This is a genomic window from Curtobacterium sp. USHLN213 (assembly GCF_037144815.1).
Lineage (GTDB): Bacteria > Actinomycetota > Actinomycetes > Actinomycetales > Microbacteriaceae > Curtobacterium.
Window position 1 is genome coordinate 308,982 of record NZ_JBBCYQ010000001.1, and the last position, 15,246, is coordinate 324,227.

At 73.2% G+C, this 15,246-nt stretch carries 11 protein-coding genes and 1 tRNA gene; 5 read left to right on the forward strand and 7 right to left on the reverse strand.

The window, feature by feature from the left end:
- Nucleotides 1-2: 2 nt before the first annotated feature.
- From thrB to argS, 6 genes are all read right to left on the reverse strand, one after another.
- The gene (gene thrB / locus WFH25_RS01385; protein WP_071296240.1) at nt 3-962 is read right to left on the reverse strand and encodes a homoserine kinase; all 960 of its coding nucleotides are present in this window, start codon (nt 960-962) and stop codon (nt 3-5) included.
- 32 nt (nt 963-994) lie between these two features.
- Nucleotides 995-2,074: a threonine synthase gene (gene thrC / locus WFH25_RS01390; protein WP_070416299.1), complete on the reverse strand. Its 1,080-nt coding sequence runs from the start codon at nt 2,072-2,074 to the stop codon at nt 995-997.
- A 44-nt stretch (nt 2,075-2,118) separates the two neighbouring features.
- Complete coding sequence (locus WFH25_RS01395; protein WP_071302517.1) at nt 2,119-3,426, reverse strand: homoserine dehydrogenase; 1,308 nt, start codon at nt 3,424-3,426, stop codon at nt 2,119-2,121.
- A gap of 44 nt (nt 3,427-3,470) precedes the next feature.
- Nucleotides 3,471-4,874 (reverse strand): diaminopimelate decarboxylase, encoded by a 1,404-nt coding sequence (gene lysA / locus WFH25_RS01400; RefSeq protein WP_336696566.1) that lies wholly within the window; start codon nt 4,872-4,874, stop codon nt 3,471-3,473.
- A 58-nt stretch (nt 4,875-4,932) separates the two neighbouring features.
- On the reverse strand, nt 4,933-5,688 hold the full coding sequence (locus tag WFH25_RS01405; protein WP_070416302.1) for an LmeA family phospholipid-binding protein: 756 nt from the start codon (nt 5,686-5,688) through the stop codon (nt 4,933-4,935).
- Nucleotides 5,689-5,922: 234 nt separating this feature from the next.
- Nucleotides 5,923-7,593 (reverse strand): arginine--tRNA ligase, encoded by a 1,671-nt coding sequence (gene argS / locus WFH25_RS01410; RefSeq protein ID WP_336696568.1) that lies wholly within the window; start codon nt 7,591-7,593, stop codon nt 5,923-5,925.
- Between the two features lie 59 nt (nt 7,594-7,652).
- Here argS and WFH25_RS01415 point away from each other — a divergent pair, with 59 nt between their 5' ends.
- The 5 genes from WFH25_RS01415 to WFH25_RS01435 all read left to right on the forward strand — a co-directional run bounded on the left by WFH25_RS01415 (nt 7,653) and on the right by WFH25_RS01435 (nt 14,896).
- The gene (locus WFH25_RS01415; RefSeq protein ID WP_336696569.1) at nt 7,653-8,228 is read left to right on the forward strand and encodes a hypothetical protein; all 576 of its coding nucleotides are present in this window, start codon (nt 7,653-7,655) and stop codon (nt 8,226-8,228) included.
- 111 nt (nt 8,229-8,339) lie between these two features.
- A tRNA-Arg gene (locus WFH25_RS01420) sits at nt 8,340-8,411 on the forward strand.
- A 135-nt stretch (nt 8,412-8,546) separates the two neighbouring features.
- Nucleotides 8,547-9,608 carry a Gfo/Idh/MocA family protein gene (locus WFH25_RS01425; protein WP_336696570.1) on the forward strand — a complete coding sequence of 354 codons (1,062 nt, stop codon included), beginning with the start codon at nt 8,547-8,549 and terminating at the stop codon, nt 9,606-9,608.
- A gap of 45 nt (nt 9,609-9,653) precedes the next feature.
- A complete protein-coding gene (locus tag WFH25_RS01430) occupies nt 9,654-13,580 on the forward strand; it encodes a Pls/PosA family non-ribosomal peptide synthetase (protein ID WP_336696571.1) in 3,927 nt (1,308 codons plus the stop codon).
- A complete protein-coding gene (locus WFH25_RS01435; RefSeq protein WP_336696572.1) occupies nt 13,505-14,896 on the forward strand; it encodes a M1 family metallopeptidase in 1,392 nt (463 codons plus the stop codon). The genes WFH25_RS01430 and WFH25_RS01435 overlap by 76 nt, the downstream gene beginning before the upstream one ends.
- Before the next feature lie 25 nt (nt 14,897-14,921).
- Here WFH25_RS01435 and WFH25_RS01440 read toward each other — a convergent pair whose 3' ends face one another.
- Nucleotides 14,922-15,218: a helix-turn-helix domain-containing protein gene (locus WFH25_RS01440; protein WP_071296233.1), complete on the reverse strand. Its 297-nt coding sequence runs from the start codon at nt 15,216-15,218 to the stop codon at nt 14,922-14,924.
- Nucleotides 15,219-15,246: the final 28 nt, after the last annotated feature.

The following is a 15,246-nucleotide window of genomic DNA, read 5'->3' on the forward strand; positions in this document are numbered from 1 at the left end:
GCCTACGCGGGTTCGGCTTGGAGCGCCGAGTGCGGCACCACTGTAGCACCACCGAGGTCGACGGCCAGCATGAGCGCCCGCCAGTCGGATTCCCCGTGTCGCGACACGAGGTCGGCCGCGGTGAGTCGCTGCGCGGGGTCGCTGCCGAGGACCAGGAGGCTCGGGCCGGCTCCGGAGACGACCGCCGCCAGGCCGTGCTGCCGCAGCAGGCCGATGAGGGCGTCGGTCTCCGGCATGGCGCTGGCACGGTAGGCCTGGTGCAACCGGTCCTCGGTCGCCGCCAGGAGCAGCTCGGGGCTCTGGATGAGCGCGGCGACGAGCAGGGCGGAGCGGGACACGTTGAACGCGGCGTCCTCGTGCGGGACGCTCGCCGGCTGCAGGGAGCGCGCGAGCTTCGTCGAGAGCGTCGAGGTCGGCACGAAGACCACCGGCGAGACACCGCGGTGGACGAGCAGGCGCTTGTACGCCGGGCCCTCCGCGGTCATCCACGCGATGGTCAGCCCGCCGAACAGCGCCGGCGCGACGTTGTCCGGGTGCCCCTCCATCTCGGTCGCGAGCGTGAGCAGGGTCGAGGCGTCGAGGTCGACGACGCCCTCGAGCAACCCGCGCGCGGCCATCAGCCCGGCGACGATCGCGGCCGCCGACGACCCCATGCCGCGGCCGTGCGGGATGGCGTTCACCGCGTGCAGCTCGAGGCCGGGCTGCTGTGCGACGCCGGCGTGCTCGAGCCCGCGGCGGACGGCGCGGACGACGAGGTTCGTGTCGTCGGTGGCGACCTCACCAGCGCCGACACCGTCGACCGTGACGGTCGCGCCGGGCTCGGGCCGGACCCGGACGACGACCTCGTCGTAGAGCGACAGGGCGAGGCCCAGGGAGTCGAACCCCGGTCCGAGGTTCGCGGAGGTCGCCGGGACCCGTACGCGGACCGCCCGTCCGGCCGGTACAGCGATCTGGGCGGTCATGCCCTCCCCCGGTCCGGACGAGCGGTCGGGGCTCACTCGGCGCCGACCAGTCCGAGCACGTCGGCGACCGACTTGGTGTCGACCGGGACGCTCGTCGGGGTGACCTCGCCGCCGTCCTGCGTGCGGAGGGCCCACTGCGGGTCCTTGAGGCCGTGGCCGGTCACCGTGATGACGACCTTCGCGCCCTTCGGCACGACGCCGGCGTCGGCACGCTCGAGGAGCCCGGCGACGCCGATGGCCGAGGCGGGCTCGACGAAGACGCCGACCTCGGCGGAGAGGATGCGGTGCGCGGCGAGGATCGCCTCGTCGGTGATGGCACCGAAGTAGCCGTCGGTCTCGTCACGGGCCTCGAGCGCGAACTCCCACGAGGCCGGGTTGCCGATGCGGATCGCGGACGCGATGGTGTCCGGGTTGCGGACGACCTCGCCGCGGACGATCGGGGCCGAGCCCGCGGCCTGGAAGCCGAACATGCGCGGGAGCCTGGACGACCGACCGGCGGCCACGTCCTCGCGGTAGCCGCGGGAGTACGCCGTGTAGTTGCCCGCGTTGCCGACCGGCAGGAAGTGGAAGTCGGGCGCGTCACCGAGGACGTCGACGACCTCGAACGCGGCGGTCTTCTGCCCCTCGATGCGGTCGTTGTTGACCGAGTTCACCAGGTGCACCGGGTAGTTCGCGGCGAGGTCGCGCGCGATGTCGAGGCAGTCGTCGAAGTTGCCCTGCACCTGCAGCAGCTGGGCGTCGTGGGCGACGGCCTGGCTGAGCTTGCCCATGGCGATCTTGCCCTCGGGCACGAGCACCGCGGCGGTGATGCCGGCGTGCGTGGCGTACGCGGCGGCGGAGGCGCTGGTGTTGCCGGTCGAGGCGCAGATGACGGCCTTCGCACCGTGCTCGACGGCCTTCGAGATCGCCATGGTCATGCCGCGGTCCTTGAACGACCCGGTCGGGTTCATGCCCTCGAACTTGACGTAGACCTCGGCCCCCGTGCGCTCGGACAGGCGGCGCGCCGGGATGAGCGGGGTCCCGCCCTCACCGAGCGTGACGACGGGCGTCGCCTCGGTGACGTCGAGACGGTCGGCGTACTCGCGCAGGACACCCTGCCACTGGTGGGCCATGAGGCTCCCCTTCTTGTCGGTTCTGGAGTTCGGTCGGGCGCGGGTCAGGCGCCGACGACGCGGAGGACGCTCGTGACCTCGGCGACGACGTCCTCGTTGCGGAGGGCGACCACCGTCGCGGCGAGGTCGGACTCGCGCGCCAGGTGCGTGCCGATGACGAGGGTCGCGGTCGCGTCGGACCCGGTCGCGACGGTCTGCTCGACGGTCTCGACGCTGACGCCGTGCTTCGCGAGGACGCCGGCGACGGTCGACAGGACACCCGGGGCGTCCGTGACGTGCAGCGTGATCTGGTAGCGCGTGCGGACGGTGCCGATCGGGAACACCGGCAGCGCGGACTGGGTCGACTCGGCGATGCCGGGGCCACCGATGACGTGTCGGCGCGCGGCGGACACCAGGTCGCCGAGGACGGCCGAGGCCGTCTCGACCCCGCCGGCACCGGCGCCGTAGAACATCAGGTCGCCGGCGGCCTCGGCCTCGACGAACACGGCGTTCTTCGCCCCGTGCACGCTCGCGAGCGGGTGCGACTCGGGCACGAGGGCCGGGTACACGCGGGCGCTGACGCCCTCGGTGCCCTGCTCGTCGGTCAGGCGCTCGGCCGTCGCGAGGATCTTCACGACGTACCCGGCCTTGCGCGCGGCCCGGACCTGCTCGATCGTCACCGAGGTGATGCCCTCGCGGTGGACGGCGGCGAGCGGCACCGAGGTGTGGAACGCGAGCGACGCCAGGATCGCGGCCTTCTGCGCGGCGTCGTAGCCCTCGATGTCGGCGGTCGGGTCGGCCTCGGCGTACCCGAGCTCGGTGGCGGTCGCGAGGGCGTCCTCGAACGTCGAGCCCTCGCGGTCCATCAGGTCGAGGATGAAGTTGGTCGTGCCGTTGACGATGCCCATGATGCGCTCGATGCGGTCACCGGCGAGGGAGTCGTGCAGCGGTCGGATGATCGGGATCGCGCCGGCGACGGCGGCCTCGTAGTAGAGCTGTGCGCCCACCTGCTCGGCGACCGCGAAGAGCTCCGGGCCGTGGGTCGCCAGGAGGGCCTTGTTGCCGGTGACGACGTCGGCGCCGGACTGCAGCGCCTGGAGCACGAGCGTCCGTGCCGGCTCGATGCCGCCGATCAGCTCGACGACGATGTCCGCGCCGAGGATGAGCGACGCCGCGTCCGTCGTGAAGAGCTCCTTCGGCAGGTCGACGTCGCGCGGGGCGTCGAGGTCGCGCACCGCGATCCCGACGAGCTCGAGGCCGGCCCCGGCGCGCGAGGCGAGCTCGTCGCCGTGTTCGAGGAGCAGCCGCGCCACCTGGGAACCGACCGAGCCGGCTCCGAGCAGCGCGACGCGGACGTTGCGGTATTCGATCATCTGGTGCGGGTCCTGTTCGTGGGGAGTCGGGTCGTCCGAGGGGCTCAGGCCCCCGGGACCACCCCGGTGTCGCGGGCGAGGAGGTCGTCGATCGACTCGCCACGCACGAGGATACGGGGTACGCCGTCGGCGACCGCCACGACCGGCGGGCGTCCGACGTGGTTGTAGTTGCTCGCCAGGCTCCAGCAGTACGCACCGGTGGCGGCCACGGCGAGGAGGTCCCCGCGGTGCACGTCACCGGGCAGGTACTCGTCGTTCACGACGATGTCGCCGGACTCGCAGTGCTTCCCGACCACCCGGGTGAGGACCGCGGGGGCGTCGGACGTCCGGGCGAGCCGGGCCGTGTAGTCGGCGCCGTAGAGCGCGGGTCGGGCGTTGTCGCTCATGCCGCCGTCGACCGACACGTACGTCCGGGTGGCGGGCTCCTGCTCGTCGTCCGTGAGCGTCACGGGCTTGATGGTGCCGACGCGGTAGAGCGTGATGCCCGCGGGCCCGACGATGTACCGGCCGGGCTCGACCGCGACCTCGGGGACCGGGATGTCCCGCTCGGCGCAGGCCTCGGCCACGATGGTCGCGAGCGCGTCGGCGACGTCCTCCGGCTCGAACGCCGAGTCGGCCTCGGTGTAGTCGATGCCCCAGCCGCCGCCGAGGTTGAGCTCCGGCACCGGACCGGTCGCCACGAGCGTGGCGTGCACGTCCATCAGGCGACGTGCGGCCTCGCGGAAGCCGGACTCGTCGAAGATCTGCGAGCCGATGTGCGAGTGCAGGCCGACGAAGGCGAGCGAGGGCTCGGCGCGCACGGCCTCGGCAGCGGTGACGGCCTCGGTCAGGGGGATGCCGAACTTCTGGTCCTCGCGCGCGGTGGCGAGGTACTCGTGCGTCGACGCGTGCACCCCGCTGTTGATCCGGATGCGCACGCGCTGCACGACCCCGGCGTCGGCCGCGGCACGGGCGACGCGCTGCACTTCCTCGTGGCTGTCGAGGACGATGGTGCCGACGCCGACCTCGACCGCGCGGGCGATCTCGGCGTCCGACTTGTCGTTGCCGTGGAAGCCGAGCAGCGCCGGGTCGACTCCCCCGGCCAGGGCCACCGCGAGCTCGCCGCCGGTGCACACGTCGACGCGGAGGTCGGCCTCGACCATCCACGCCGCGACCTGCGTCGTCAGGAACGCCTTGCCTGCGTAGTAGACGTGCGCCCGGGTGCCGATCCGCTCGAACGCCTCGGTGAAGGCGTTCCGCACCCGCACCGCACGGGACTGCACGTCGCGTTCGTCGACCACGTACAGCGGCGTGCCGAACTGCGCGACCAGGTCGGACGCGGCGATCCCGCCGACGACGAGCTCGCCGTCGTCGGTCCGGGTCGCGGAGGCGGGCCAGATCCGCGCGGTCAGCGCGGAGGCGTCCGTCGGGAACCGCAGGTGCTGCGGGGCAAGGGGGTTCTCGCTCACGGGACCCGATCCTACCGAGCCGAGCCGCGCCTCCTGGCCGTGTGACGCAGCCACGTGCTCAACCGCACGAACCGACCGTCTGCAGCCCCGCCTCGTTGAGCGGCAGCGAGTCGGCCGTGACGCGCACCGTCGCCTCGGAGGCGGTGACGTCGAGCGACCGCACGAGGAGCCCCGACGGCAGGAACTGCGCCGTGCAGACCTCGACGGGGACGTTCGTGACGCCCGGGATCGAGTCCACCTTGAGGCCGAGCGACGAGTTCGTGATCCGCACCGTCTTCGGCGTGATCGTGATGCCCTTGCCGTCGTCCTGCGCGGCGACGTCGCCCTTCGCCGCGTAGGTGATGTCGTAGCCGAGGACCGCGGTCTTGCCGGAGAGCTCCACGCCACCGTCGACCAGGCTGAGCCGGTCGAACAGCGGGCTGTACTTCGACAGGTCCTTCACGGACGCGGCCGCGAGCCGGACGTGGCCGTCGACGTCGCGCACGTCGCCCTTGCCGTCGACGGGCACGTCACGCGCGGTGACGTCGGCGGCGAGCGGGATGCCGTCGATCGTGAGCTTCTCGGAGGAGATCTCGACCTCGTCGAGCTGCCCGCTGATCAGCTGCGGGATGACGATGCCCTTCGCGTGCGCCTCGACCTCGCCGGTGGCGCCGGACGGCAGCGACTGCTCGACCTGCTGGGCGATGATGCGGTCGACGACCCCGCGGAGGACGAACTCGGCGATCACGACGAGCGCGGCGAGGACGACCACGACGACGATCAGCACGACGGGCCAGCGACGGCGCTTCCGGGGGGTCACGGTGGCGGCGGACATGCGTCCCACCTTGCCAGGTGGCCCCGGCAGCGAGCCTGGAGGCGCGGCGTGCGCCCGGCGCGCCGGGCCCGGCGTGCGCCCGGCGCGCCGGCCGCGGCGTCCGCGCGGTCGCGCCGGCCGCGTGCGCCCAGCGCCCGCCGCACAACGAAAGTCGCCCCGAACCACGGCATTCCGCAGTTCGGGGCGACTTTGGTTGTGCGCAGCGCTCCGCGCCGGCCGGGCGCACGCCGACCGCTACATGCGCTCCGGCGCCGTCACGCCGAGCAGGCCCAGCCCGTTGCGGACGACCTGGCCGGTGGCGTCGTTCAGCCAGAGGCGCGTGCGGTGCAGGTCGGTCACGGCCTCGTCCCCGAAGGGCGTGACCCGGCAGGCGTCGTACCAGCGGTGGTAGAGCCCGGCGAGCTGCTCGATGTACCGCGCCACACGGTGCGGCTCGCGCAGCTCGGCAGCCTGGCGCACCACGCGCGGGTACTCCGCCAGGGCGCCGAGCAGGGCCCCCTCGGTGTCGTGCGTCAGGAGCGAGGCGTCGAAGGCCGACCGGTCCACCCCGGCGTTCGCGGCGTTGCGGGCCACGGACTGCGTGCGGGCGTGGGCGTACTGCACGTAGAAGACGGGGTTGTCGTTCGTGCGCTTCGTGAGCAGGTCGAGGTCGATGTCGATCGCGGTGTCGCTGGCGAACCGGACGAGCGAGTAGCGGCCGGCGTCCACACCCACGGCGTCGACGAGGTCCTCCATCGTGACGATCGTGCCGTTGCGCTTCGACATGCGCATCGGCTCGCCGTCCTTGAGCAGGTTGACCATCTGCCCGATGAGGATCTCGAGGTTCTTGCCCGGCTCGTCCCCGAACGCGGCGCACATCGCCATCATCCGGCCGACGTAGCCGTGGTGGTCCGCGCCGAGCATGATGAGGTTCCGCTCGAACCCGCGCTCGCGCTTGTCGAGGTAGTACGCCAGGTCGCCGGCGATGTAGGCGGGCTCGCCGTCCGACTTGATGACGACGCGGTCGCGGTCGTCGCCGAAGTCGGTGGTCCGGAGCCACTCGGCACCCTCGGCCTCGTACATCACGCCTGCCGAGCGGAGTCGCTCGATGGCGCGCTCGACGGCCTTCGACTCGTGCAGGGCGTTCTCGTGGAAGTACACGTCGAAGTCGACGCCGAAGTCGTGCAGCGACGACTTGATGTCGGCGAACATGAAGTCGACGCCCTCGCGCCGGAAGAGCTCCTGCGCCTCGTCGCGCGGCAGGTCCTTGACGTCGACCGACGGGTCGAGCGTCGCGATCACGCGCGCCGCGATCTCGGCGATGTACGCGCCGCCGTAGCCGTCCTCGGGCGTGGGCTCACCGAGCGCCGACGCGACGAGGGAGCGAGCGAAGCGGTCGATCTGCGCGCCGTGGTCGTTGAAGTAGTACTCGCGGGTGACGAGGCCGCCCTGCGCCTGGAACACCCGCGCGAGGCTGTCGCCCACCGCGGCCCAGCGCACGCCGCCCATGTGGATCGGCCCGGTCGGGTTCGCGGACACGAACTCGAGGTTGATCCGCACGCCGTCGTACAGGTCACCGTGCCCGAAGGACTCGCCGCCCTCGACGATCGTGCGCGCGATCTCGCCGGCAGCGGCGGCCTCGAGCGTGATGTTGATGAAGCCGGGGCCCGCGACGTCGACCGAGTCCACGCCGTCGAGCTCGGTCAGCTCGCCGGCGATCTCCGTCGCGAGCTCGCGCGGGTTCGTGCCGAGCCGCTTCGCGAGCTGCATCGCCGCGTTCGAGGCCCAGTCGCCGTGCGCGCGGTTCTTCGGACGTTCGAGTGCCGCGTGGGACTCCTCGATGGTCACGGTGTCGGACGCGCCTCGTCGCTCGACGATCCCGGTCAGGATCGACAGGTACGCGGCGGAGAGTTCGGCAGGAGTCACGAGGGTCGAGTCTACCGGGACGCACAGGTCCTCCCCGGTCGATGCACCATCATGTCGGGATGACCACCCGCAGCCGCGTCCGGGCGATCAGCGTCGCCCTCCTCACCGTGTCCGCGTCCGTCGCCCTGGTGGGGTGCTCCGGCGGCGGCTCGGACGGCGCCACGCCGAGCGCCACGGCGGGTCCGATCGGGAAACGGGTCGCACAGACGTGCACCGAGCTCCTGCCCGCCGACGCCCTGTCCGTCTACGGGAAGACGTTCACCCTCGACGACGACTTCACGCCGGAGAAGGGGACCCCGGCGGCGCGCATCGCCGAGCAGCGCGGCCGCGTGTGCCACTGGAGCGCGACCGACGACGCCTCGACGACGATCACGGTCGCCGTCGCCGACCTGCCTGAGAAGTCGCTCACGAACCTCAAGGACGCGCTCTACGAACGGGGCGGATCCGTGCCGACCTACCGGGTCGAGGGGTACTTCTCGCTCACCGACGGCGTCGGGCGCGCGGACGCTTTCGCCGACCCGTACTGGATCACCGCGACCTCCACGCTCTTCACCGAGCCCGGCGGCGCGCAGCCGGTCGTCGACGCGGTGCGGAGCGTCGTGCAGCCGAGCGCGTCCGCGACGCCGGCCGGCTGACCCGACACGGGTCGGACGGGAGGCGCGGGGCGGGCCCGACCCGCGCCTCCCGTCACGACACGCGTGGTCTCGGACAGCCGTGCGGACCTGCTACGGTTGGTTCCACCCAGGGCCCCCATAGCTCAGGGGATAGAGCACTGCCCTCCGGAGGCAGGGGCGGAGGTTCGAATCCTCCTGGGGGCACAGTGACATTCCCGCGCAAGGCGAGTTCTTCGCTTCGCTCAGGACGCGCCGCGCGATGTCGGCTTCGCCGACCTTCCCTCTGGGAGCAGTCGGGGCGGGGCCATCAGGGGCGCACAACGCGGTAGCGTCGGGCGCATGAGCCTCGTGTTCCCGGAACCTGGTGTTGCGCCGCTGCGAGGCGGGCCGAGGCTCGGGTGGGGCGTGATCGGGCCCGGCGAGATCGCGGGCGACTTCACGTCGACGCTCCACGCGAACTCCGACCAGCGCGTCGTCGCCGTCGGCTCCCGCTCCCCCGAACGCGCCGCCGCCTTCGCCCGGCGACACGGGATCCCCGGCGTGCACGGCTCGTACGAAGCCCTCGTCGCCGACCCCGCCGTCGACGTCGTCTACGTTGCCTCACCGCACCCGCAGCACCTCGGCCACGCGCTCCTCGCGATCGCCGCGGGCAAGCACGTCCTCGTCGAGAAGCCGATGACCACGTCCGAGGCGGACACCCGCACCCTCGCCGAGGCCGCCCGCAGCGCCGGGGTGCTCGCGATGGAGGCGATGTGGACCCGGTACCTCCCGGGGACCACCGTCGTCGCACGGCTCCTCGAGGACGGCGCCCTCGGCGACGTCCGGCTCGCGTCCGTCGACGTCGGCTGGCCGCACCACCCCGACCCCGCCGACCGCATGTTCGACCCCGCCGCCGGCGGCGGCGCCCTCCTCGATGCCGGCGTGTACGGGCACTGGTTCGCACGGTTCGCCACCGGCGCCCCGGTGACCAGCAGCACGACGGGAGCGGTCTCCGGACGCGGGGTGGACCTCCAGTCCGTCACCGTGTCGACGTCGGCCGGCGGCGCGCAGGCCGTGGTGACCACGACGATGACGGCGTGGACGCCCGGACTCGCGGTCATCGCGGGGAGCACGGCCACCGTGCGGTACACCGACCACTTCGTGTTCCCCGCGTCCTTCGCGCTGCACCACGGCGCGGAGGCGGCGCACTGGGATGACGAGAGCGGCCTCCGTGGCAGACAGGGCCTCGTCTGGCAGACCGCGGCGCTCGCGCAGTACGTCGCCGAGGGGCGCACGGAGTCCTCGCTGCACTCGCTCGACGACTCGATCGGGCTCGCTGCGACGCTCGACGCGGCGCGGTCCGCGCTCGGTCCCCGGGCGGATGCCACCGGTGTTTCCGAACGCGACACGTCCACCCCCTAGGATCACGGGCCGGTCGACCCCGCACGCGACCGGGAAGAGGACTCGATGACCGCAGCCACCGGGAACCCGCAGCACGAACTCGCCCGGGGCGCCGACGCCCCGGCACCACGGACCCTGCTCGACGTCCTCACCGCGACCGCCGCCGAGCACCCCGACGCCACCGCGCTCGAGGACCCGGCCGGCACGATCGACTACGCGACGCTCGTGCGACTGGTGCACGAGCAGGCCGACGACCTCGCGCGACGCGGGGTCCGACGGGGCGACCGGGTGGGTGTCCGGATCCCGTCCGGCGGGCGCGACCTGTACGTGTCGATCCTCGCGGTGCTCGCCGCCGGCGCCGCGTACGTCCCGGTGGACGCGGACGACCCCGAGGAACGCGCCACGCTGGTGTTCGGCGAGGCGGACGTGGTCGGCGTGATCGGAGTGGGCGGCGTCCTGCGTGACCGCGACGGCGCGGAACTCCCGGTGACCGACCCCGCGGCGAGCGCCGAGCTCCCCCGGCAAGACGACGACGCGTGGATCATCTTCACGTCCGGGTCGACCGGCGTGCCCAAGGGCGTCGCCGTGACGCACCGGTCCGCGGCGGCGTTCGTGGACGCCGAGGCGCGGATGTTCCTGCAGGCCGCGCCGATCGGTCCGGGCGACCGGGTGCTGGCGGGTCTGAGCGTGGCGTTCGACGCGTCGTGCGAGGAGATGTGGCTGGCGTGGGGGCACGGTGCGTGTCTGGTGCCGGCGCCGCGGTCGCTCGTGCGCACCGGGGTGGACCTCGGGCCGTGGCTCATCGCGCACGGGATCACGGTGGTGTCGACGGTGCCGACGCTCGCGGCGCTGTGGCCGGACGACGCGCTGGAGCAGGTGCGGTTGGTCATCTTCGGTGGTGAGGCCTGCCCGCCGGAGCTCGCTGCGCGGATCGCGAGCCGCGAGCGGGAGGTGTGGAACACGTACGGTCCGACCGAGGCGACGGTGGTGGCGTGCGGTGCCCTGCTCGACGGGAGCACGCCGATCCGGATCGGGTTGCCGTTGGACGGCTGGGACCTCGCGGTGGTGGACGCGGCGGGTGCCCGGGTGGAGCCCGGGGGCGTCGGGGAGCTCGTCATCGGCGGCGTCGGGCTCGGGCGGTACCTGGACCCGGCGAAGGACGCCGAAAAGTACGCGCCGTTCCCGGAGCTCGGGTGGGAGCGGGCGTACCGGAGCGGGGACCTGGTGCGGTACGACCCCGAGGGACTCGTGTTCCAGGGTCGTGCGGACGACCAGGTGAAGCTCGGCGGTCGTCGCATCGAGCTCGGGGAGATCGACGCGGCGTTGCAGGGGCTGCCGGACGTGGCCGGGGGTGCTGCCGTGGTGCAGCGGACGCCGGCGGGCAACCAGGTGCTGGTCGGGTACGTCGCGCCGGTCGCGGGTGCGACGGTGGACGTGGCGGCGGCGAACGCTCGACTGCGCGAGGAGCTCCCGGCGGCGCTCGTGCCCCTGCTCGCGGTGGTGGACTCGCTGCCGACGCGGACCTCGGGCAAGGTCGACCGTGCCGCGCTCCCGTGGCCGTTGCCGGGGTCGTCGGACACGGCGATGCTCCCGGACACGGTGGCGTGGATCGCCGAGCGGTGGTCCGCGATCCTCGGGGTGCCGGTGGCGAGCGTCGACGACGACTTCTTCGCGCACGGCGGCGGGTCGCTGACGGCGGCGCAGCTCGTGTCGGCGATCCGTGAGCGTTTCCCGACGACGACGGTGGCCGACGTGTACGACCACCCGCGGATCGGTGCGCTGGCGGACGCGCTCGACGACTCCGGCCCGGTGACGTCGGTGCCGCGTGACGTCCGGCCGGTCCCGCCGGCGACGGGTGTGGTGATGACGGTGCTCGGGCTGCCCCTGCAGGTGCTCCGTGGTCTGCGGGTGCTGACGTGGACGGCGCTCGTGGCGGCGGTGCTGCACGCGACGACGCTGCCGTCCGTCCCGGTGCTGCCCTGGCCGGCGCTCGTCGTGGCGCTCGTCCTGTTCGTCACCCCGGCGGGGAAGATGGCCGTGACGGTCGTCCTCGTCCGGGCCCTCCTCGTCGGGGTGCGTCCGGGTGACCACCCCCGTGGCGGGTCGGTGCACGTGCGGGTCTGGCTCGCGGAGCGGATCGCCGAGGCGGTGGACGGCCCCTCGACGGCCGGTGCGCCGTGGATCAGCTACTACGCCAGGGCCCTGGGCGCGACGATCGGCAAGGACGTGGACCTGCACGCGCTGCCGCCGGTGACCGGGATGCTGACGGTCGGCAAGCGGGCGTCGATCGAGCCCGAGGTCGACCTCGCCGGACACTGGGTGGACGGCGACGTGTTCCGGCTCGGCCGGGTCCGGATCGACGCGGACGCCGTGGTGCACAGCCGGACGACGCTGCTGCCGGGTGCGCACGTGGGCGTCGGTGCCGAGGTGGAGGCCGGTTCCGCGGTCGCCGACCGGGTCCCCGACGGGGAGCGGTGGGCGGGGTCGCCGGCGGAACGCGTCGGGTCGGCTCGGCACGACCGGGAGGCGCGGCCCCCGTCCCGACGCCGGTGGCTGCTGTCGTACGGGGCCGGGTCGCTGGCCGTGGCCGGGTTGCCGGTGATCGGTGTCGCCGCGGGGGTGGGGCTGGTGTGGCTCCTCGTCGGACCGGTCGCGTCCCTCCAGCGGGCCGTGCTGCTCGCGCTGGCGTGGGTACCGGTGGGGACGGTCGTCGCGGGGCTCGTGTACGCGGCACTCGTCGTGGCCGCGGTGCGGTTGCTCGGGATCGGTCTGCACGAGGGTCGGCACCCGGTGCGCTCCCGGATCGGCTGGCAGGTGTGGACGACCGAGCGGATCCTCGACGGCGCCCGGACGCTGCTGTTCCCGGTGTACGCGTCGCTCGTGACCCCGCTCTGGCTCCGACTGCTCGGGGCGCGGGTGGGACGGAACACCGAGATCTCGACGGTCCTGCTCATCCCGGCGCTCACGCAGATCGCCTCGGGGGCGTTCCTCGCCGACGACACGATGGTGGCCACGTACGAGCTCGGCGGCGGTCGGGTGCGGATCGGTCGGTCGAAGGTGGGGCGGCGGGCGTTCCTCGGCAACAGCGGGATGACGGGCGCCGGACGTTCGGTGCCGCGCGAGGCCCTGGTCGCGGTGCTGTCCGCCGTCCCGAAGAAGGCGAAGCGCGGATCGTCGTGGCTCGGCTCTCCCCCGGTGCGGCTCCGGCGCGCGACGGCGGAGTTCGACGAGGAGCGCACGTTCCGGCCGCCGCGGTCCCTCAAGGTCGCTCGAGGCTGCTGGGAACTCCTGCGCCTCGTCGCCCCGATGGTGTCCGCGGGGATCGCGCTCGGGGTCGTCGGCACGCTGCTCGCGCTCTGGACGGCAGTCGGCATCGGGTGGACGGTGCTGCTCGCCGGGCCGGTGCTCATCCTCGCCGGTGCCGTCGCGGCCGTGGTGTCGACGATCGCGAAGTGGTCCTTCGTCGGCCGGATCGCCGCCCGCGAGCACCCGCTCTGGTCGTCGTTCGTGTGGCGGAACGAGGTGCAGGACACGTTCGTCGAGACCGTCGCCCGGCCGTGGTTCGCCGAGCAGGCGACGGGGACCCCGGCCCTCGCGGCGTGGCTCCGCAGTCTCGGGGCGACGATCGGCCGCGGCACCTGGCTCGAGACGTACTGGCTCCCGGAGGCCGACCTCGTGACGATCGGGTCCGGAGCCGCCGTGGCCCGCGGCACGGTCGTGCAGACGCACCTGTTCCACGACCGGGTGATGCAACTCGACGAGGTGCGTCTCGACCCGGGTGCGACGCTCGGGCCGCACAGCGTGGTGCTGCCGGCGGCGGGCATCGGACCGGGCGCCACCGTCGGGCCGGCCTCGCTCGTGATGCGCGGCGAGCAGGTGCCCGGCGGGACGCACTGGTCCGGCAACCCGATCGCTCCGTGGACATCGGCGCCGCCGGTGCCGGCGCGGTCGTCCGTCGAGCACGTCGCCGTGGCAGACTCGACGGCACCGTGAAGCCCGCCTCGACGAACCCAGACGCCGACCCGTACACCCCGCACAGCGGCGACCGACGGTGGAGCGCCCACCACTACGAGCTCCGTCTGGAGTACCGCGTCGCGACGAACCGCCTCGACGGCACCGCGACGATCACCGGCCGTGCGCACGAGGACCTCGACCGTGTCGTCCTCGACCTGCACGGCATGACGGTCGACCGGGTGGACGTCGACGGCAAGCGGGCGAAGAAGCACACGACCGCGACGCACAAGCTCACCGTGACCCCGGCCGAGCCCGTCGCCGCCGGCACGGACTTCACCGTCCACGTGCGGTACCGCGGCACACCGCACCCGCTCCGCAGCCCGTGGGGCCAGATCGGCTGGGAGGAGCTGACCGACGGCGTCATCGTCGCCGCGCAGCCCACCGGCGCCCCGTCGTGGTTCCCGTGCAACGACCGACCGGACGACAAGGCCACCTACCGGTTCGAGATCACCGCCGAGGCCGCGTACGACGTCGTCGCGAACGGCGAGCTGCTCGGCAAGGAGCGCGCCCGCGCCGGCACGACGTGGACGTACGCCACGACCGAGCCGATGGCGACGTACCTCGCGACGGTGCAGATCGGGCGCTACCGCACGACGAAGCTCCGCGGCTCCGACACCCCCGTCGCGCTGCACCACCCGGCCGACCTCGGCACGGCCGCGAAGACGGACTTCGGACGGGTGCCGGACATGCTCGCCCTGTACGCCGACCGGTTCGGGCCGTACCCGTTCGCGTCGTACGGCGTCGTGGTGACCGACGACGAGCTCGAGATCCCGCTCGAGGCGCACGGCCTGGCGGTCTTCGGCCGGAACCACGTCGACGGCGAGCACGGCACCGACCGGCTCATCGCACACGAGCTCGCGCACCAGTGGTTCGGCAACTCCGTGACGGTCGCCAGGTGGAAGGACATCTGGTTGCACGAGGGCTTCGCCTGCTACGCCGAATGGCTCTGGTCGGAGCACCGCGGTGGCGACTCGGCGGACACCCTCGCGGCGACGTACCGCGACGGGCTCCTGGAGCAGCCCGAGGACCTCGTCGTGGCCGACCCGGGCCCGAAGGACATGTTCGACGACCGGGTCTACAAGCGCGGCGCCCTGGCCCTGCATGCCGTCCGCCGGTCGGTCGGCGACGATGCGTTCTTCGCCGGGTTCCGGACGATCACCGAGCGACACCGGTACGGGTCGGTCGCACCGGAGGACGTGCACGCCGCGTTCGCCGACGCAGCAGGGACCGACGTCGACGCGGTCCGGGCCGTGACGGCACCCTGGCTCGACGAGCCCACCGTCCCCGCGCTCTAGGGAACCGTCGGCGGCGTCGCGTGCATCAGCTCGCGGTCTCGACCAGGTCCGGAGCGCCGCCGACGTCGGGCGTCTCCGGGGTACCGTTCACCTCGGCCCACACCGCGTCGAGGGACAGCCCGACGACCCCGGCGACGGACGCGATCGTCGAGAACGCCGGCGTCGCGATGCGCCCGGTCTCGATCTTCCGCAGCGTCTCCGGCGAGATCCCGGCCCGCAGCGCCGTGTCGAGCATCGAGCGCTCCCCGCGGGCACGACGGAGCAGCGCTCCGAGCCGCCGACCACGGGCGACCTCGGCGGGGCTGAGCGGGAGACGGACCATGTGCCCACACTAATACCGGTCTTCCAGT

What these genes read in the sequence shown, in the direction of transcription:
- WFH25_RS01415 (WP_336696569.1), top strand. Translation starts at nt 7,653, where the DNA reads ATGACCACCCGCAGCCGCGTCCGGGCGATCAGCGTCGCCCTCCTCACC.
- WFH25_RS01395 (WP_071302517.1), bottom strand. Translation starts at nt 3,426, where the DNA reads ATGATCGAATACCGCAACGTCCGCGTCGCGCTGCTCGGAGCCGGCTCG.
- thrC (WP_070416299.1), bottom strand. Translation starts at nt 2,074, where the DNA reads ATGGCCCACCAGTGGCAGGGTGTCCTGCGCGAGTACGCCGACCGTCTC.
- WFH25_RS01425 (WP_336696570.1), top strand. Translation starts at nt 8,547, where the DNA reads ATGAGCCTCGTGTTCCCGGAACCTGGTGTTGCGCCGCTGCGAGGCGGG.
- WFH25_RS01405 (WP_070416302.1), bottom strand. Translation starts at nt 5,688, where the DNA reads ATGTCCGCCGCCACCGTGACCCCCCGGAAGCGCCGTCGCTGGCCCGTC.
- thrB (WP_071296240.1), bottom strand. Translation starts at nt 962, where the DNA reads ATGACCGCCCAGATCGCTGTACCGGCCGGACGGGCGGTCCGCGTACGG.
- WFH25_RS01440 (WP_071296233.1), bottom strand. Translation starts at nt 15,218, where the DNA reads ATGGTCCGTCTCCCGCTCAGCCCCGCCGAGGTCGCCCGTGGTCGGCGG.
- WFH25_RS01430 (WP_336696571.1), top strand. Translation starts at nt 9,654, where the DNA reads ATGACCGCAGCCACCGGGAACCCGCAGCACGAACTCGCCCGGGGCGCC.